This is a genomic window from Clostridium sp. M62/1 (genome assembly GCF_020736365.1).
Classification (GTDB): domain Bacteria; phylum Bacillota; class Clostridia; order Lachnospirales; family Lachnospiraceae; genus Otoolea; species Otoolea saccharolyticum_A.
Genome location: NZ_CP085988.1, coordinates 1,003,964 through 1,020,839 on the forward strand (window position 1 = coordinate 1,003,964; position 16,876 = coordinate 1,020,839).

Consider the following 16,876-nt stretch of genomic DNA (forward strand, 5'->3'; position numbering starts at 1 on the left):
TCACTGATCGGATTTTTTACGCCTCGTTTTCGGGGCGTATTTTTTATTGTTCTCTTTGGCAATCCAGTAGGCATCGGTCAGAGCTTTATAAGCTCCTTCGATGGCATCTTCGCTTAATTCGCCGCCAGCGAACATACCGGTCACTTCGCTGACCAGTTCTTCAATATCTTTCGCTGCTTTTGCGCCGCCTTTTTCATGAGCTTCTACGACATAGGTGCCGCTGCTTCCCAGCAGGTACTCAGTAGTAGTATTCAGCGCATCCGCAATCTTCTGGATCGTAACCATATTGGATGGTTTGCGGCTGCCAAGCTCATAATTCTGAATTGTGCGGGCGGTTACACCGGCCTTCTCTGCAAGTTCTACCTGAGTTAAATTGGCTTCTGTTCTTTTTTCTTTCAACCTTTCTTTGAAGACCATAGAAATACCTCTTTCTTTTTTGATAACGAACACGAACACTTTTTCATAAAAACCTATTGACACGAAAAACTGTGCTTGCTATAATGACGATGAAAACACGAAATACAATTCGTGTAATTATAGTATCACAAGAAATGCTGTGTGTCAATGCGTTCGTGAAAAGTTGTTCGTGCTTTCACGAACGGAGAGGAGGAATACAGGATGCAAAGAGTGATTCTTCACTGTGATATGAATAATTTCTATGCCTCTGTCGAGTGTATGCTGAATCCGGAACTGAAGAACAAGCCGGTGGCAGTGTGTGGTTCTGTGGAGGAACGGCATGGTATCGTACTTGCGAAGAACTACGCAGCAAAGGCGTTTGGCGTTTCCACGGGAGAGGCAATCTGGCAAGCAAAGCAGAAGTGCCAGGATCTTGTGATCGTGGAGCCGCACTATGAGCAATATATGAAGTTTTCAAAGCTGGCTCGTGGGATATACGGTCGCTATACCGATCAGATCGAGCCGTATGGGATGGACGAATGCTGGCTGGATGTGACCGGAAGCGGCTGCATGGGAACCGGATTTGAAATCGCAGATGAGATTCGCAGAACGGTTAAGTTTGAATTGGGACTTACGATTTCCGCAGGAGTGAGCTTCAATAAGATTTTTGCCAAGCTTGGGTCGGATATGAAAAAGCCGGATGCGATTACCTGCATCGAAGCAGATTCGTTCCAGGAGAAGATTTGGTGTCTTCCCGCCTCTGACTTGCTTGGAGTCGGCAGAGCGACCGAGAAGGTTCTGTCCGGTTATGGGATTCATACCATTGGAGAGCTTGCTGCAACATCGGATGATTTCTTGAAGTGCCGCCTTGGAAAGAATGGACTGGCGATTAAGAAATATGCCAATGGACTGGATGATTCGCCGGTTATGCGTTCCGATTATGTCTCACCAGTAAAGAGCATTGGGCACGGAATAACGACCATGCAGGATTTGGAGAATAACGCCGAAGTCTGGTGTGTCATGCTGGAACTGGTGCAGGAGATCGGAACCAAGCTGCGAGCACATAAAAAGAAAGCTGGCGGAATAGCGATTTCCATCCGCAACAACGAGCTTTACACGAAAGAGTGGCAGTGCCGGATTGGTATTCCGACACAAAGCCCTACCTATCTGGCGAAAACCGCATTTGCACTGTTTGCAAAGAACTATCAGTGGGAGCATCCGATTCGTTCAGTGACGGTTCGGGCAATCAACCTGTTTGAAGAGGATTGTCCGATACAATACGACCTATTCACCGACGTGAAATCACTGGATCGCCAGGAACGGCTGGACGCAGCGATTGAGCAGATTCGATTCCGATTCGGGAAAGATGCGATTAAAAATGGGGTACTTTTTCAGAAAAGTAAGATGCCGACAGAGCGAAAAGTGGATTTGGTTATGCCGACAGGAATGATTGGTTAATACAGCACCGGTAGAATCTGGTGAGTTCTTTGCTAAAAGAAGTCAACACATTCGCCGGTTTACAGAGGAGGAGCGTAGAATATGTCGGAACAGAAATGTAGAAAAGTATATGTACCTGTGAACTTAGATGTGGATGCAGAGGGAAATATTCGCCCGCGCCTAATTCGATGGATTGACGGACGGGTGTATGAGATCGACCGATTGAAGCATAAGTGCCGAGCTTCTTCCACGAAAGTGGGCGGCTGCGGAATTCGTTATACGGTCATGATCGGTGGGCATGAGAGTTTTCTGTTCAACGAAGATGAAAAATGGTTCGTTGAGGCAAAGGAGCAGTGCCTATGATCCTTTCACAGAAAAAAATAGAAGAAATCGCTGTTGCAGTGATAAGAGATTTTCAAAAGTCCTTTTTCGGCAGCGAAGCAGATGATCCGGCAAGATTTGCGCTTCCGACACCCATTGACCAGTTTGCATCCGATTATCTGAACCTGAAGGTGTCATTTCAAAAGTTGTCCTCGGACGGAAGCATCTATGGTCTGACCGCGTATGTGGATACAGAATATCAGATAGAGGTTGATGGAAGTCAGAGGAGCATCTTCCTGAAAACTAATGATGTGGTTCTGGACAAGAGTTTCATTGAACCAGAGAATATTCGGAAACTCTGCGGAAAACGCAGATTTACGCTGGCACATGAGTGCGCTCACCAGATATTGTTTCAGCTGGATGCCGATGACCGAAAGATAGCCTGCCATAAGAGACCGGAAGTGAGGAAAAAAGGTTCCCGCGTTCTGAGAACGCAGGAAGATTGGAACGAGTGGCAGGCCAATTCGCTGGGAGCTGCCATCCTGATGCCCCAGTTAGAAGTGGATCGGGCGATGTGGTTCATCAACAGCAGAAAGCCTCTGACATGTTATGGATGGCGTTTTTATAACAAAGACCAGGTGAAGATAGATACTTTCTGTGGTGTCTTTGGCGTTTCGAGATCGGCAGCTGCTATCCGCTTGGAACAACTGGGCTATCTGAACCGGAAAAAGGATTATGAATATCGTGATCCATTGGAGGTGTGGCCATGAGCAGGAATATCAGAGTATCGGAACCATCTGCGGAAATGCAGATTAAAATCATCCGGGCAAAGGATGCGATTGCTTCGCAAAAGCCCAGGATTGTCAGGTGTCCTTATTGCCGACACAATTCAATCATTGTCTTTGAGGATACCAGAGGACATGTGCAGACCAAATGCAAGGCCTGCGGACGCGAGACCGTCTTCAATGTTTTGGAGATGAGAAGATTACGGAGATTGCAGCTCTACTATTCGTCTTTGAATGGTTGAGATGACAATAAATAACCCTATTAACACAATTTTATAAGTCATAGCTGTGCTGTGGAGCCGCTGACAGGCGAAGTCTTCCGAATGCCGCATGAGACAGAATTATGGGATACCCATGTTCTGTTTTATCGGCACAGGATTTTTCTTCACCGTCATGCGGCTCTTTTTTTGACCTTCCGTCGATCCGGTTCTGTACCGGCTGTGCGGAAGGAGAAACGTATGTATTTTGACGCAAAAGAGTTTGGTAAGAGACTTCACGATGTTCGCACTTCCCGTGGCATTACGCAGGAGGAACTGGCGGTTCGCCTGGGCCTGGCAAGCAAGCAGCATGTCAGCCGCATGGAGAACGGTGAACGCAGCTGCTCTATTGACTTGCTGATTGAACTGTCTTGCATCCTCCATGTCAGCACGGATTATCTTCTGATGGGCAGCGAGCCAAGCAAAGAGGAAGTCAAAAATGATCTTCTTAGTATTATTTCGGAGCTGTCTACGATTGCGAAAAAAATCTAAAAAGCATTAGGCGCAATATAACTGCTGACGGCGTAGAATCATGGTGGCTATCTTGGTGGATACCTTGATGGGTGTCATCCTCTAAGTTATCATGGGTTGTATCATGGGTTGCGTCATAGGACTTATCATTGGCTGTACCCATGATAGAGTGAGCATGAGTGATTTGAGCACCCTCACTGCCGTGGGCAATAAGGTGGATACAAAGATTCAAAACTGTGTGTGGGATGTCCGGCGATTTATCTTGCTCACTAACTTGGTCATTGACTAAGTTTTTCTGACTAAGTTGGTAATTTACATTTTTCAAGATGACTCTGAAATCTGTTGCCGTTGAGAAAATTTTCGGATTATATGCCGCTGTATATCCAGGCGGCTTTTCGGTTTCCCTGACGATTTTGCGTAGGCCGCTTCCATGACGCTCCATGTATTTCATGCGGTGGAACGGGTCAGCAATCACAGGGCTTGCCATATTGAACGGATACTTTTTAGTGTCAAAAACAAATCAGAAAATAAAAACGGAAAATCCGTTGATATTTTCTGATTTGCGGCGTATAATAAGATTATAAGAAAATAAAAACGAAAAAACTGTTTTTAGAGGAGGACTACCTATGAAAATACTCCGCATCACCGCACAAGGACTCCCATTATTCAAAAAAGACTTGGATATTTGCTTTTATACGCAGCAACGTGTTTGCGAAGAGGACAAAGATAGTCTTTACCGTTTGACGGATAACTACTATCTCCACTCTGCCTGTGCTTTCATTGGAATTAACGCATCTGGCAAGACCTCGGTATTAAAGGTCATTAGCTTGGCCTTAAATATTGTGAAAAATGAGCCCATCAATCATGTGGAGGCAAAAAGCATTCTTGGCGGAGCGAAGAATGTTACAATCCGCACATATTTTTATGATAAGCGTAGCTACGTCTGCTGCTTGGAAACTGTAATTGCGGCAAAGAAGTCGAAAACAGGGGAATATGTGTATTCGATTCTGTCTGAAAGCCTTTGGGAAAAACCGATTGCAACCGTTAAGTCGAAAAAGTATCTGACAGATTTTACAGGAATGAAGCCTGTAGAGCAGCGCAATAGCGATGAAGCATACCTTTCTGATGATGTCAGCTTTGTCATTGCACATAATAAAAAAGCAAATGATACAGTGGAAATATTCAGCCTGCTTTCCTATACGAATGTGAATGTGCTTCCATTTACCGAAGATATTCCATTGGAGGTAATTGCATTTCTCGATCCGACCATTGAGAAATTGTGTTTTGAGCAGACAGAGGGAAAAACATTTATCCACTTGAAGTTTAAGGATGAAGAAGAGATTATCCTGAATAATGCGGCAGACCTTGAGCAGTATCTGTCCTCTGGTACGATTAAGGGTATTATTACATTCTCGATGGTAAAGGAAGTTCTTCATTCAGGTGGTTATCTTCTGGTAGATGAAATAGAGAATCATTTCAACAAGGAAATTGTAACGACCTTAGTGCGCTTCTTTATGGACAGCCGACTGAACAAAAATGGCGGAACGCTTATTTTCACTACGCATTATCCGGAACTGCTGGACGAATATGACCGAAATGACGGAATTTGTATCGTTAGAAACCGTAATGGCATTACAGCAGAAAATCTGAGCTATATATTGAAACGTAATGATATTAAAAAGAGTGATGCTTACCAGAGCGGCTTCCTTGAGGGAACAACGCCAGCATATGAAGCGTATATGCGCTTGAAGAAAAGCCTGGCTGCTTCAATCAATTAAGGAGGCGGCAGAATGGAATTAGCAAAATACAAGGCGTGTATATGTGAAGGCTCTGCCGAAGAAGCTATTATCGACATACTGGTTGATAATGATCTTCTGATTTTCAACAGAGAAGAAATGTTGGAAGAACGTGTCATCCGTTGCAGAAGTGCTAAACGATTCGAGGAGCGATACTTACGGAAAGGATTCGATGAGCAGATTTCTGTGATACGGATTTTGGATTCTCGCAGAGAGGAATTTCGATTGAGTAAAGCATATGAGCAGAAAATTGACGTGGTAAATGTCATTACTGCTCCAGAAATTGAAATGCTGATTATTCATGCGGAAGGAGCATATGATCAGTTTAAGCGTTCTGGAAAAAAACCAAGCGAATTTTGTAAAATAAATCTTCGGATGCATGATGTGAAGTCGTATGATTTTGTGAAGCAGTATTTCAGTAATCCTCAGCTCTTGGTGAAAGCCATAAAAGAGTATCGCAGAACAGCAAATATCCCCAAAGGAGAATACAGCTTGTCTGATTTGCTGAGATGAGCGTTGCTTTTTTGATACATTAGCCGTGACTCAAATGGTCACTAGGAGATAAACGGGTACCAGTTTATAGAAAATAGAATAGAATCGTCTTTGATGCCTCGTTGGGAAACCAACGGGGTATTTTTTTGCCTCAATCCGGCTGTATAGAACACTGAAAAAGTCAAAACGAACCGTATGTAGTCCTGCAAGGACAACCAAAGTGCGCCTACGAGGCCAACGCGAAACCGGAGGATTCTTGTTAAACTTACTTTGTAAGGACGAAAGTCCGGATGTCCCTTGAAAACTGCATACTCATTCTTCAGGTACATTCCTGTTTGGTCGAGCCTTCGACTGCACGCCATGAAGCCCATCGGGGCGATAGCGGTTTCGCAGAAGCAAATGCCGGATTGCAACCGGCGGCGGTGTTAAAGCCAGACAGGGACAATGATACTTCCGTAATTCGCGGTCCGGCCATAAGGAAGGCGGGATGGTTAAATTCCAATGGAGCAGTGAAGCACACTGCCGCCTGTGAGAAATCCTACATCTCTGGGGTGATAAGAAAAAGTACAGAGAAACCATATTTTCAGAAAGCGCTGCCGGGTGCTGTATCAGCATGATACCTGGCAGGCTTTATCCATATCAGTGTATGGAGATTGGAGACAACAGCATATGAAAGAAAACTGGGTTTATCGGCGAGGTGATTTATATCTCGCCAATCTCGGTGTTCCGGTCGGATCAAAGCAGGGCGGTGTTCGTCCTGTTGTGGTTCTTCAGAATGATGTCGGCAATTATTATGCGCCGACGATCACGATTGCTCCGCTGACATCGAAAATTGAGAAGAAGCGAAAACAGCCAACGCATTTCTTTCTCCGTAAAGCAAAGGGACTGGCAAAACCGTCTATGGTATTGGCAGAACAGCTCGACACCTGCGACAAGATATGCGTGATTCGCTATCTTGGGCGGGTAAGTAAGGGGCAGATGCGTGGGATTGATGAAGCTGTAAGGATTCAACTTGGATATTACATTCCGGAACAAGTAGAGAAAAAAAGGCAGGGCAAATGCCGAAAGGATGGCGAAGAAGGCGATGGATAAACTGATTACAAGGAAAGAAGCAGCCAGTATACTGGGAATCAGCGTAAAAACACTGGATGCTGCAAGAACAGACGGTTTGATCTCCTATGTTCAGTATGTGGAAAACGGCTGCGTTTATTTCACGGAAGTGGGGATTCAGGAGTACATTGCAAAATGTACGCACCGTGCAAAACCGATGGAACGTGCTGCGACATATCGCAAACCTCGAAGCTTTCGGCGGTGAAAATCGACATCGTTGAGTATGGACGATGAATCCGCAATAATGAAAGCATCAACAGGATTGGAGGTAATGATATGGCGGCAAGAAGAATGATGCTTCCCGATTATGGTACGGTGAGTATGAAGGGAACGCAATATTATCGAACCCGTGTAACAGATCAGCAGGGACGGCGGGTTTCCTTATATGCAAGAACGAGAGAGGAACTGTACCAGAAGGAACAGGAAGCGATCCAGCAGATTGAGAACAAGACGTATCGCCGCAGTACACCTACAGTGGAGGAGTATTGCGAGAAATGGCTGCTGATGCAGTCGGCACAGATCAGGATGACAACGCTGATTGACTATACATCGAAAGTGAAGAACTACATCATCAAGCCATTGGGCGATATGCATATGGGAGATGTAACAGCAGATGACATTCGCCTGGCACTGTTGGCGGCATCGAAAAAGTCGGCATCCGTGTACAAATCAGTGAACGTTCTATATAAGTGTATTTTCACGGCAGCAATGGAGAGTAAGATCATTGATGAGAATCCGACCATCTATCTGAAGAAGAATGTGGGCGGGATTCCCCAGAAGGACCGCCTCCCGCTTACGGATGAGCAGGTGGATAAGCTGCTGGATGCCATTTACGGCTTACCGCCGTATGTGTTCGTGATGCTGGGGCTGTACGCAGGATTGCGGAGAGAAGAAATCCTCGGACTTCAATGGGATTCGGTGTATCTTGATTGCGAGGCTCCGTACCTTACCGTTCGGAGAGCCTGGCATACGGAGCATAATCGTCCGGTGATTCTGACAGAGCTGAAAACAAAGGCAGCGCATCGGAATGTCCCTCTGCCGGACAATCTTCTGGAATGTCTGAAAGAGGCGAAGAAGACATCGACATCGGATTTTGTGGTTGCAAACCGGGATGGAGACCCGTTGTCCTATACGCAGTTCAAGAGATTATGGCAGTATATCGTAACCCGTACCACCAAGGAACGCTGCTATTACCGCTATGAAGATGGCAAGAGGGTGAAGCATACGGTGAAGCCGGTTCTGGGGGAAAAGGCAGCACACAATGGAAATGTGGTTTACAGTCTGGACTTTGAGGTGACTCCGCATCAGCTGCGGCACACCTACATTACGAATCTGATTCATGCTTCGGTTGATCCGAAGACGGTTCAGTATCTTGCCGGTCATGAAAGCAGCAAGATCACCATGGATATTTACGCCAAGGTGAAATATAATCGCCCAGAGCAGCTCGCAGGAGTGCTGGAAGATGCTTTTGCATCGTGGGATTAAGAGTAAATCAGAAAGAAATTAGGGCAGGGATGGTCAAAAATCCCTGCCCTTTTTACATATATTCGACATCCTTGAAGGAAGTGCTGTACGCCATGATAATAAAAGTGACAACACGCAATGTATGAAGATAGATAGGAGGAGAACACATGGCTAAAGGGAAAAAGCGTCCTGCTGAACTTCCGGAATACGGAACAGTGATGATGAAAGGGGTACAGTATTACCGCACCCGGATTACAGATGCAGACGGAAAGAGAGTGGCGATTTATGGGCTGACACGCGAAGAATTGTATGACCGGGTGGAAGATGCCCAGAAGAAAATCGCGGAAGTGGTTTTCCATAGAGAGAATCCGACCGTGGAAGAGTACTGTGAAAAATGGTTGCTGATGCGGTCTGGAACGGTAAGAACTAATACGTTGGAAGGATACGCACGGATGGTGAATCGGTACATCGTGGGTCCGATTGGACAGATGTATATGGACGAGGTGACCACAGATGACCTGCGGCTGCTGATGGTTCCGTTATCAAAAGGTTCTTCCGGAATGTATGGTCAGCTCAATATGCTGATTAAGAACATTTTTAATTCAGCAGAAGAGAGCAAGGTGATTAAAGAGAATCCATCCAAAACGATTTGCGCAAGAGGCGGAAAGCCAGCGAAACGGCGCGAGGCTTTGACGGATGAACAGACTGCCATTTTGCTGGATAGCATTCGTGAGCTTCCACCGTATGTCTTCGTGATGATCGGTTTGTACGCGGGATTGCGTAGAGAAGAGATCCTTGGATTAAAATGGGACTGCGTATTCCTGGATGAAAAAACGCCGTACATTTCGATAAGGCGTGCATGGCATGTGGAAGGCGGTGAGCCGGTAGTCAACACGCTATTGAAGACACCGGCAGCAAAACGAGATGTTCCGATTCCAAAATGCCTGGTAGCCTGTCTCAGGGAAGAAAGGGAAAAATCAGAATCGGAATATGTGATCTCGAATTCGAAGGGAACTGTTTTGACGGAAACACAGTTTGTGAGAGTCTGGAAGTACATAACAGTCCGTTCTACTGCAGAACGCTGTTATTACACTTATGTAAATGGACAGTCCATCAAGCATAGAATAAAGCCAAGGCTTGGTGAGCATCAGCCGAATAATCCCAAACTGGTGTATACGATGGACTTCAAGGTGACTCCGCACATGCTGCGGCACACCTACATCACCAATCTGATTTACAAAGGTGTTGATCCTAAGACGGTGCAGTATCTGGCAGGCCATGAGAACAGCAAAACGACTATGGACATCTATGCGAAAGTCAAGTATAATAAACCTGAGGAATTAAGCAGCGTTGTGAATGCTGCATTCGGGCTGCGTTAAACTGCACCAAAAATTTCGCGATTTCGTGGGTTTACCTATGGGTTTACTGAGAGAGGAAAGCCCGGAAAACCGCATGAATACTGGTCTTTTTGGATCAAGGTCAGGTGAGTACGGTCTCAAGGCAGCCCGTCGCGCACCGCAGTTCAGCAAGCGATAATTTCCCGACTGTTAAAAATAATAGTAAGACCCCTGAAGGTGTGAAACTTTCAGGGGTCTTTTTTTGCCGCTTTCCAGTTTTCAAAAATTATTTATAGAAAATATCTATATAATTATCCGGTCTATGATATTAAACAATTAGAACTGTCCCTGCAGATGGAATATACTTGAATAGAACCATAAAAGAGACGTTCGCAGGAAAGCTGTGAACAGGAGTACACAGGAAAGGGCCTGCTGTTTTATAAAAAGGCAGGCATCGATTTATCGAAAAAGCAGAGGAGGAGACAGGTATGAACAGAAAATGGAAGAGAGCAGCAGTATATACCGCAGCGGCGCTGCTGCTGACAGCATGCGGAGGCGGCGGACAGAATACGGAGAGCAGCGCAGCCGCTGAGGAGAAGGTAATCCGCATCGGATGTGAGGCTACTACACCAGGGTGGATTCAGACGGATGAAAATGGAAATCTGTCAGGCTACGACTATGATGTATGGATGGAGATCGGAAAAAGGACAGGCTACAAGATAGAATACCAGATTATGGAGTGGGACGGCATGTGGGCCATGCTGAATGACGAGCGTCTGGATACAGTCGGGGAGCAGATATCGGCCACTGACGAGCGCAGGGAAGCCTACTGCCTGTCAGAGCCCTACGCCTACAATATCTATTCTCTTCTGTCGCGGGCAGACAACGAAGAGCTTCAGTCCATGGATGATCTGAAGGACGGAATGACCATCTCCTGTGAGACAAACACCAGTGATGAGCTGATTGTAGAGGCAATCGAGAAGGAGTACGGAGTAAAGCTGGAGCCGGTCTACTATGACGGAATGTCTGTTCAGGAAGTGGCTCTTGGAAGGTGCGATCTGTGGCCCAGGGCAAAGACTTCCTGCATTACCACGCTGGAGGAGGTAGACAACCTGAAAATCCTGGGAGATACGAATGTACTGGAGACAAATGTGTACCCATTTCCTAAGACGGAAAGAGGAGAGGAACTGTGCTCTGTCGTTTCAGAGGCTATAAAAGAAATGCACGAGGACGGAACACTGAAAAAGCTGTCAGAAAAATGGTTTGACATGGATATTTCCGTGCAGCCGGAAGGCGCCGAGGAATTATAAAAGGAGCGGCTAGATATGGATTGGGAATTTTCAGTCAGTGTCCTCCGCTCAATGTTTGCCGCCCTTCCCACTACCCTGAGCCTGGCAGCAGTGTCTTTTGTGCTGTCCCTGCTGCTGGCTGTGGTGATTGCAGGGATTGATTATTTTAAGGTGCCTGTCCTGAGACAGGTGTGCGCAGTCTATGTGTCATTTTTCAGAGGAACGCCGCTGATTCCTCAGCTGTTTCTCCTCTATTTCGGAATCCCTACCTTTATTCCCGAGCTGAGGGATATTCCGGCTTTTGCCGTATGTATTGTAGGGCTGACATTAAACTCGGCGGCCTATATGAAAGAGGCGGTGAGAGGAGCGCTTCTGTCTGTGCCTGCGGGACAGAGGGAGGCGGCTCTGGCCCATGGGATGACTCCCCTGCAGGCAATGGCCCACATTGTTTTTCCGCAGGCGGTCAGAGTGGCGATTCCGTCCCTGTTTAACAACCTGGTGGACATTGTGAAGGGAACCTCCATGGCCTTCACAATTGGCGTTATCGAGATTACGGCTGCCGCAAACCTGAGAGCTTCCGTGACCTTTCGTTACTTTGAGGCGTATATGCTCCTGATGCTTCTTTACTGGGTGATTATCCTGGTGCTGGAACGGGCGGAGGCACTGCTGGAGAAAAAATTTTCAGCAGGGTATGTAAGATAGGGGGAGGAAAGTGGTAAGGATTGAAAATCTTCACAAAAGTTTCGGAAATCAGGAGGTTTTAAAGGGACTCAGCCTGGAAATAAAGAAGGGAGAGGTGGCGGCGGTAATCGGTTCTTCAGGGACCGGAAAATCCACACTGCTTCGATGCCTGAATTATCTGGAAACGCCGGATCAGGGCAGAATTACCATCGGCGGAGTAACAGTGGACGCCGCAAGCCATACGAAAAAGGAGATTCACGCCCTGAGAAAGCAGTCGGCTATGATTTTCCAGAACTACAACCTGTTTCTGAACAAAAATGTTCTCCACAATGTCATGGATCCTCTGATCTTTGCCAAGAAAATGAACCGGCAGGAGGCCAGAAAAAAGGCTGAATACTATCTGGAAAAGGTGGGAATGGGAGACAGAGCACAGCAGTATCCTGCCACTCTTTCAGGAGGGCAGCAGCAGCGGGTGGCCATTGCCCGCTCTCTGGCTGTAGAGCCGGATGTGCTGCTCTTCGATGAACCCACGTCTGCCCTGGATCCAGAGTGGGTTCAGGAGGTGCTGGAGGTCATTGAGAAGCTGGCAGAGCAGCACTTTACCATGATCATTGTGACACATGAGATGAAGTTTGCAGAAAAGGTGGCAGATCGGGTGATTTTTATGGAGAATGGAAAAATTGTGGAAGAGGGAACAGCAAAGGAGATGTTTAAAAATCCGAAAAACAAACGCACCAGAGCGTTCCTGAAGCTGGAAGAGAAACAGGAATATCAGGTAATCCTGTCTGACCATTACAAAGAAATGATCCCCATGTTTATTGAGGAAGGGCTTGAGATGGAACCTGACTCCGAGGAGCCGGAGGGACTTTTAACCTGTCTGGAGGTGAAGGACACAGAGACGGGACAAAGACTGGGAGGAGCGTCTTTGGTTTACGACAAGGATGTATTCATCCTGAAAACAGTGGCAGTAAAAAAGGAGTTTCAGGGAAGGGGACTGGGAAGGCTTCTGGTGCAGCGGGCAGAGGCAGAGGCCCGGAAAAGAGGGGCGCAGTGCCTGTATCTGAATGCCAAGGTGCCGGAATTTTATAAAAAGCTTGGCTTTGAGATCATCCGGAGGGATGATGCCCCGGATATTTCTGACTGCCAGAACTGTCACAGGTATCACAATGGATGTGAGTCTGAGATCATGAAGAAGGAATGGACAAATGCAGGAGACAGTGAAGTATAGGGACAGAAAAAACACAGACTGTGAGAAATGGGACGGTCTTAAGGAGCAGTTCGGCAAAGCAGAGCTTCTGCCGGCCTGGGTGGCAGACATGGATTTCGAGGCTCCCGCCTGTGTGCAGGAAGCTCTCAGAAAGTATGTGGACTTTAATGTATACGGCTATTATAAGGTGCCGGAGGACTACTGGCAGTCGTTTATCAGCTGGGAGAGGAAGTACCATTCCTATCAGGTGGAAAAAGAGTGGATACGCTTTGTGCCGGGAGTGGTGCCGGCCATTTACTGGCTGATTCAGATGCTGACCGGGGAGGGGGACTCCGTTCTCGTGATGCCTCCGGTCTATTATCCGTTTTTTCATGCGGCAGAGGAAACAGGGCGAAGGCTGATTCGCTGCCCTCTGCGCTGCAGGGACGGTGTCTACGAGATGGATACAGAGCTGTTTGAGAAGAAAATCAAAGAGGAAAAGGTCAGACTGTTTATTCTCTGTTCTCCTCATAACCCGGTGGGGCGCGTATGGACGCGGGAAGAACTGAAGACGATTCTGGACCTGTGCCTGGAAAACCATGTTTTTGTAATTGCTGATGAGATTCACCAGGATCTGATTACAGGGGAGCGGGAGCAGACAGCGGCGGCAGCTGTGGGAAGTTACGACAGCATTCTGATAACCCTGACATCTGCGGCCAAAACCTTCAATCTTTCAGGCTGCCAGAATGGCTTTCTGATTATCCCCGATTCCGGTCTCCGGCAAAGATATGACGAGACGGCCAGGAGGCTTCATCTGACAGAAGGGGGAGCCTTTGGCTACATAGCCGTGCAGGCTGCTTATCAGGGAGGCAGGCAGTGGCTGGAGAAAGCACTCTGCCTAGTCAGGGATAATTATGTCTGCCTGAAGGAAGCGCTGAGCCAGAGCCTTCCGGAGGCAGTTATCTCACCTCTGGAGGGAACCTATCTTGCGTGGGTTGATTTATCGGGGGCAGTGAAAAAAGAAAGAGTGAAGGAACTGGTTCAGAACCGGTGCGGACTCGCAGTGGATTTTGGGGAGTGGTTTGGAGGCAGGGAGTATGAGGGATATATCCGGATTAACCTGGCCACCAGCAGGGAAAATGTGAAGGAAATCGCAGACAGGCTCAGCCTTTTAATAGAAGGATAGCCTTTCCCGCATCAGAATCATACCGCTGCAGAGTCAGAGCAGTTCGTTCAGAAACAAGCAGATGTGATCGTCTGCTGCAAAACAGACCTCTGAGAAAATAGTGCATAAAAATCGGCACCTGAGGAAGCAAAAACTGCTTCCAAGGGCGCCGATTTTTTTTTTCAGCCGGCCTCCCCTCCTTTTCGCTCCCACACAAGCCCTCTCTCGTCAAATCTTCCCCACCTGCGGTAACAGAATACCTCAAACAGGGCCATGCAGATCCATCCGATGATGGTTCCGGCTGCCACAGCCTGAACACCCATGGCGTCTAAAAGCAGGTAGGTCAGGGCCACACGGATGGGAATCTGCAGAAGGGTGGCCCAGAGGGTGATTTTCAGGTTTCCGATCCCTCTGAAATATCCCTGGAAGGTATTGGTAATCCCGGACAGAAGGTATCCGAAGGACATGGGAATCAGGTAGGAGATCCCCGCTGCGATCGCCGCAGTTTCCTCCGGCTTCAGGAAAAAGCCCAAAAGCAGCCGGCACTGGCTGAACACGAGGACTGCCACCAGGGCCACGTAAATCTCCGCAATACAGAGCATGGTTTTCAGCCCCTTCGAGATCCGGCCGAAGGTTCCTGCCCCTTTATTCTGGGCCGCAAAGGTAGTCATGGAGGAGGCCAGGCTGTCGCCGGGGGCCAGCACGTAGCTGTCCACGATGGAGACTGCATTGAAGGCTGCGACGGCGTCCACGCCCAGCATGTTGACTCCGGACTGGACGAGAAGCCGGCCCAGGTACAGCATGGTCTGCTGGAGGGCGGAGACAGAGCTGAAATCAATGGTCTTTTTCAGAAAATCCCTGTCTATGCGGAGCTCTCTGACGGGAACCCAGAGGATTTTTGCCCGGACAGCGATGTAGGCAAAGAGAAGAAGGGAGGAAACTGCCTGGGCGATCACAGTGGCCACAGCAGCTCCATAGACGCTCATGTGAAAGGTTCCCACAAGAAGGATGTCCAGAACTACATTGACAACAGTTGTGATTATCAGCACATACAGAGGGGCCTTGGAATCTCCGATGGCCCGAAGTCCCGCAGACAGGATATTGTAAAAAAAGGTGAAGATCAGTCCTGCGGTGACGATTCTCAGATAGTCGGATGCCAGAGGGGCGATCTCCTCAGGTGTCTGCGTCAGGCGGATGAAAAGCCCGCTTCCCGCCACAGCCAGCACAGTGATAATGACGGTGAGGATCAGACCGGACACGATGGAGGTGGCCATCTCCTTTTTCAGCGCCGGAAAGTCACCGGCCCCGAAGTACTCTGCCATGATGATAGATGCGCCCATGGAAAGACCTACGATCAGAAAAATCAGAATATTCATAATCGGACCGGCCGCGCCGATGGCTGCCAGCGCCTCTTTTCCGTTAAACTGCCCCACCACGACGGAATCCACGGTGTGGTAGAGCTGCTGGAACAGGTTTCCGAATACCAGCGGAACCGCATATACAAGCAGGTGGCCGGTGATACTTCCCTGCGTCATGTTTCTGGCCATAGATTGTCCTCCTTCTGCTGTCCTGACAAATAAAATGATTTAAAAAAATCAAAACTATTGTATAATAATTATAAAAAATCATTCATACCACAATTATAAGACTATTTCAGGGATTGTCAACAAAAGAAAGAGAAAAGAGAGGGTTCATATGGAAGAGAGGAAGAAAACAGAGAAAGCTGATGAGAGCATAAGAGAGAGAGGGGGGAGAGAGATGGCAGAAGAAGGTGAAGCGAAAAAGCAGAGAGAAAAAGGAGGGACGGCCGTCAGTGAAAAAGAAACGCTGGAGGCGCGCATCGCGGCCGCAAGGCTGACGCCCAGAGATCGGGCCGTTCTGGACTATATCGTGAAAAATAAGAAGGAGGCCTGTTTTGAGACGGCGGCGCAGATTGCGAAGAAGGCGGGCGTCAGCGCCTCCGCGGCGGTGCGCGTGTCAGGACGGCTGGGATTTGAGAGCTTTGCCCAGTTTAAACGGGCTCTTCAGGCTGAGCTGAAGAGAGAGCTGGAAGGCGGCATGAAAGTCCGTCCCATTCCCTACGAGAAGATCAAAAGCTACGACGGGCTGACAGACGAGGAGCTGATAGGTGCAATCCGTCAGAACGCCCTCAGAAACATTGAGAGGGATCAGAACCCCGGCGATTACGGCAGCTGCAGCCGGGCGGCTGACATCCTGTCCGAGGCGGAGCGTGTCTTTTTAGTGGGCTTTCGCGCCTGCGCCGGATTTGCGGCCTCCTTCGGAGTTATGCTCTCCTGTGTGCGGCCGGGGGTACATGTGGTCAACGGCTCCTGCCCGACGGTGGATACCCTGGTGGATCTGACCGGGAGGGATGCAGTGGCAGTTATTTCCTATGACCGCTATTCCAGCGAGGCAGTCTTTGCGGCGTCCATGGCCAGGAAGGCCGGCAGCCGTATCATCGCAGTGACAGACAGGCCATCCTCCCCTGTCTGCGCCGGGGCGGAGGCAATTCTATTAAACAGTACAGAAAACCTCTCCTTCTATAACTCCTATGTAAGCCTCGTCATGACCATGGAGGTTCTGACCGGGCTTATGAGTAGCAGGGGCAGAGAGCAGAATGAGGAGCGTTTAAAAAAAATGGAAGAGTTTCTTACAGAAACGGGACGATACTAGAAAATACAGGGGATAT

Annotated in this window: 19 protein-coding genes and 1 pseudogene; 17 read left to right on the top strand and 3 right to left on the bottom strand. The window is 48.1% G+C overall.

Annotated elements, in window-relative coordinates:
- Positions 1-417 (bottom strand): helix-turn-helix domain-containing protein, encoded by a 417-nt coding sequence (locus tag LK436_RS05240; RefSeq protein WP_002576372.1) that lies wholly within the window; start codon positions 415-417, stop codon positions 1-3.
- Positions 418-618: 201 nt separating this feature from the next.
- Here LK436_RS05240 and LK436_RS05245 point away from each other — a divergent pair, with 201 nt between their 5' ends.
- The 5 genes from LK436_RS05245 (at position 619) to LK436_RS05265 (ending at position 3,688) form a co-directional block, all read left to right on the top strand.
- Complete coding sequence (locus LK436_RS05245) at positions 619-1,854, top strand: DNA polymerase Y family protein (protein WP_008396547.1); 1,236 nt, start codon at positions 619-621, stop codon at positions 1,852-1,854.
- A gap of 81 nt (positions 1,855-1,935) precedes the next feature.
- Complete coding sequence (locus LK436_RS05250; protein ID WP_008396548.1) at positions 1,936-2,196, top strand: hypothetical protein; 261 nt, start codon at positions 1,936-1,938, stop codon at positions 2,194-2,196.
- On the top strand, positions 2,193-2,924 hold the full coding sequence (locus LK436_RS05255; RefSeq protein WP_008396551.1) for an ImmA/IrrE family metallo-endopeptidase: 732 nt from the start codon (positions 2,193-2,195) through the stop codon (positions 2,922-2,924). The genes LK436_RS05250 and LK436_RS05255 overlap by 4 nt, the downstream gene beginning before the upstream one ends.
- Positions 2,921-3,181, top strand: a complete 261-nt coding sequence (locus tag LK436_RS05260; protein WP_008396552.1) for a hypothetical protein — start codon at positions 2,921-2,923, stop codon at positions 3,179-3,181. Before LK436_RS05255 ends, LK436_RS05260 begins: the two co-directional genes overlap by 4 nt.
- 216 nt (positions 3,182-3,397) lie before the next feature.
- Complete coding sequence (locus LK436_RS05265; RefSeq protein ID WP_002576367.1) at positions 3,398-3,688, top strand: helix-turn-helix domain-containing protein; 291 nt, start codon at positions 3,398-3,400, stop codon at positions 3,686-3,688.
- Here LK436_RS05265 and LK436_RS18515 read toward each other — a convergent pair.
- Complete coding sequence (locus LK436_RS18515; protein WP_008396555.1) at positions 3,666-4,154, bottom strand: ATP-binding protein; 489 nt, start codon at positions 4,152-4,154, stop codon at positions 3,666-3,668. The genes LK436_RS05265 and LK436_RS18515 overlap by 23 nt on opposite strands.
- Before the next feature lie 139 nt (positions 4,155-4,293).
- Here LK436_RS18515 and LK436_RS05275 point away from each other — a divergent pair, with 139 nt between their 5' ends.
- From LK436_RS05275 to LK436_RS05325, 11 genes and pseudogenes are all read left to right on the top strand, one after another.
- A complete protein-coding gene (locus tag LK436_RS05275) occupies positions 4,294-5,445 on the top strand; it encodes an AAA family ATPase (RefSeq protein WP_008396556.1) in 1,152 nt (383 codons plus the stop codon).
- Positions 5,446-5,457: 12 nt separating this feature from the next.
- Positions 5,458-5,976 carry a hypothetical protein gene (locus LK436_RS05280; RefSeq protein ID WP_002576365.1) on the top strand — a complete coding sequence of 173 codons (519 nt, stop codon included), beginning with the start codon at positions 5,458-5,460 and terminating at the stop codon, positions 5,974-5,976.
- A gap of 648 nt (positions 5,977-6,624) precedes the next feature.
- Positions 6,625-7,047 (top strand): type II toxin-antitoxin system PemK/MazF family toxin, encoded by a 423-nt coding sequence (locus tag LK436_RS05285; protein ID WP_008396559.1) that lies wholly within the window; start codon positions 6,625-6,627, stop codon positions 7,045-7,047.
- Positions 7,040-7,270 (top strand): hypothetical protein, encoded by a 231-nt coding sequence (locus tag LK436_RS05290; RefSeq protein WP_002576363.1) that lies wholly within the window; start codon positions 7,040-7,042, stop codon positions 7,268-7,270. The genes LK436_RS05285 and LK436_RS05290 overlap by 8 nt, the downstream gene beginning before the upstream one ends.
- A gap of 71 nt (positions 7,271-7,341) precedes the next feature.
- Positions 7,342-8,550 carry a tyrosine-type recombinase/integrase gene (locus LK436_RS05295; RefSeq protein WP_008396560.1) on the top strand — a complete coding sequence of 403 codons (1,209 nt, stop codon included), beginning with the start codon at positions 7,342-7,344 and terminating at the stop codon, positions 8,548-8,550.
- Between the two features lie 146 nt (positions 8,551-8,696).
- Entirely contained in the window at positions 8,697-9,908 is a 1,212-nt protein-coding gene (locus LK436_RS05300) for a tyrosine-type recombinase/integrase (protein WP_008396561.1), read from the top strand.
- 446 nt (positions 9,909-10,354) lie between these two features.
- Entirely contained in the window at positions 10,355-11,176 is an 822-nt protein-coding gene (locus LK436_RS05305; RefSeq protein ID WP_008396562.1) for a transporter substrate-binding domain-containing protein, read from the top strand.
- A gap of 15 nt (positions 11,177-11,191) precedes the next feature.
- Entirely contained in the window at positions 11,192-11,857 is a 666-nt protein-coding gene (locus tag LK436_RS05310) for an amino acid ABC transporter permease (protein WP_008396563.1), read from the top strand.
- Between the two features lie 10 nt (positions 11,858-11,867).
- Positions 11,868-12,584, top strand: a pseudogene (locus tag LK436_RS05315) (amino acid ABC transporter ATP-binding protein); the annotation flags it as partial.
- Between the two features lie 87 nt (positions 12,585-12,671).
- Positions 12,672-13,064 carry a GNAT family N-acetyltransferase gene (locus LK436_RS05320; protein WP_227910205.1) on the top strand — a complete coding sequence of 131 codons (393 nt, stop codon included), beginning with the start codon at positions 12,672-12,674 and terminating at the stop codon, positions 13,062-13,064.
- On the top strand, positions 13,042-14,208 hold the full coding sequence (locus LK436_RS05325) for a MalY/PatB family protein (RefSeq protein ID WP_008396565.1): 1,167 nt from the start codon (positions 13,042-13,044) through the stop codon (positions 14,206-14,208). The genes LK436_RS05320 and LK436_RS05325 overlap by 23 nt, the downstream gene beginning before the upstream one ends.
- Before the next feature lie 161 nt (positions 14,209-14,369).
- Here the strand turns inward: LK436_RS05325 and LK436_RS05330 are convergent, their stop codons facing one another.
- Positions 14,370-15,734, bottom strand: coding sequence for an MATE family efflux transporter (locus LK436_RS05330; RefSeq protein WP_008396567.1), 1,365 nt, complete (start codon positions 15,732-15,734; stop codon positions 14,370-14,372).
- 148 nt (positions 15,735-15,882) lie between these two features.
- On the opposite strand from LK436_RS05330, the gene LK436_RS05335 reads away from it, so the two are divergent.
- Positions 15,883-16,860, top strand: a complete 978-nt coding sequence (locus LK436_RS05335) for a MurR/RpiR family transcriptional regulator (RefSeq protein WP_008396568.1) — start codon at positions 15,883-15,885, stop codon at positions 16,858-16,860.
- Positions 16,861-16,876: the final 16 nt, after the last annotated feature.

Coding starts and splice junctions, on each gene's coding strand:
- LK436_RS05320 (WP_227910205.1), top strand. CDS start 12,672: ATGGAACCTGACTCCGAGGAGCCGGAGGGACTTTTAACCTGTCTGGAG.
- LK436_RS05255 (WP_008396551.1), top strand. CDS start 2,193: ATGATCCTTTCACAGAAAAAAATAGAAGAAATCGCTGTTGCAGTGATA.
- LK436_RS05295 (WP_008396560.1), top strand. CDS start 7,342: ATGGCGGCAAGAAGAATGATGCTTCCCGATTATGGTACGGTGAGTATG.
- LK436_RS05275 (WP_008396556.1), top strand. CDS start 4,294: ATGAAAATACTCCGCATCACCGCACAAGGACTCCCATTATTCAAAAAA.
- LK436_RS05335 (WP_008396568.1), top strand. CDS start 15,883: ATGGAAGAGAGGAAGAAAACAGAGAAAGCTGATGAGAGCATAAGAGAG.
- LK436_RS05330 (WP_008396567.1), bottom strand. CDS start 15,734: ATGGCCAGAAACATGACGCAGGGAAGTATCACCGGCCACCTGCTTGTA.
- LK436_RS05290 (WP_002576363.1), top strand. CDS start 7,040: ATGGATAAACTGATTACAAGGAAAGAAGCAGCCAGTATACTGGGAATC.
- LK436_RS05310 (WP_008396563.1), top strand. CDS start 11,192: ATGGATTGGGAATTTTCAGTCAGTGTCCTCCGCTCAATGTTTGCCGCC.
- LK436_RS05265 (WP_002576367.1), top strand. CDS start 3,398: ATGTATTTTGACGCAAAAGAGTTTGGTAAGAGACTTCACGATGTTCGC.
- LK436_RS05250 (WP_008396548.1), top strand. CDS start 1,936: ATGTCGGAACAGAAATGTAGAAAAGTATATGTACCTGTGAACTTAGAT.
- LK436_RS05325 (WP_008396565.1), top strand. CDS start 13,042: ATGCAGGAGACAGTGAAGTATAGGGACAGAAAAAACACAGACTGTGAG.
- LK436_RS05300 (WP_008396561.1), top strand. CDS start 8,697: ATGGCTAAAGGGAAAAAGCGTCCTGCTGAACTTCCGGAATACGGAACA.
- LK436_RS05305 (WP_008396562.1), top strand. CDS start 10,355: ATGAACAGAAAATGGAAGAGAGCAGCAGTATATACCGCAGCGGCGCTG.
- LK436_RS18515 (WP_008396555.1), bottom strand. CDS start 4,154: ATGGCAAGCCCTGTGATTGCTGACCCGTTCCACCGCATGAAATACATG.
- LK436_RS05240 (WP_002576372.1), bottom strand. CDS start 417: ATGGTCTTCAAAGAAAGGTTGAAAGAAAAAAGAACAGAAGCCAATTTA.
- LK436_RS05280 (WP_002576365.1), top strand. CDS start 5,458: ATGGAATTAGCAAAATACAAGGCGTGTATATGTGAAGGCTCTGCCGAA.
- LK436_RS05285 (WP_008396559.1), top strand. CDS start 6,625: ATGAAAGAAAACTGGGTTTATCGGCGAGGTGATTTATATCTCGCCAAT.
- LK436_RS05245 (WP_008396547.1), top strand. CDS start 619: ATGCAAAGAGTGATTCTTCACTGTGATATGAATAATTTCTATGCCTCT.
- LK436_RS05260 (WP_008396552.1), top strand. CDS start 2,921: ATGAGCAGGAATATCAGAGTATCGGAACCATCTGCGGAAATGCAGATT.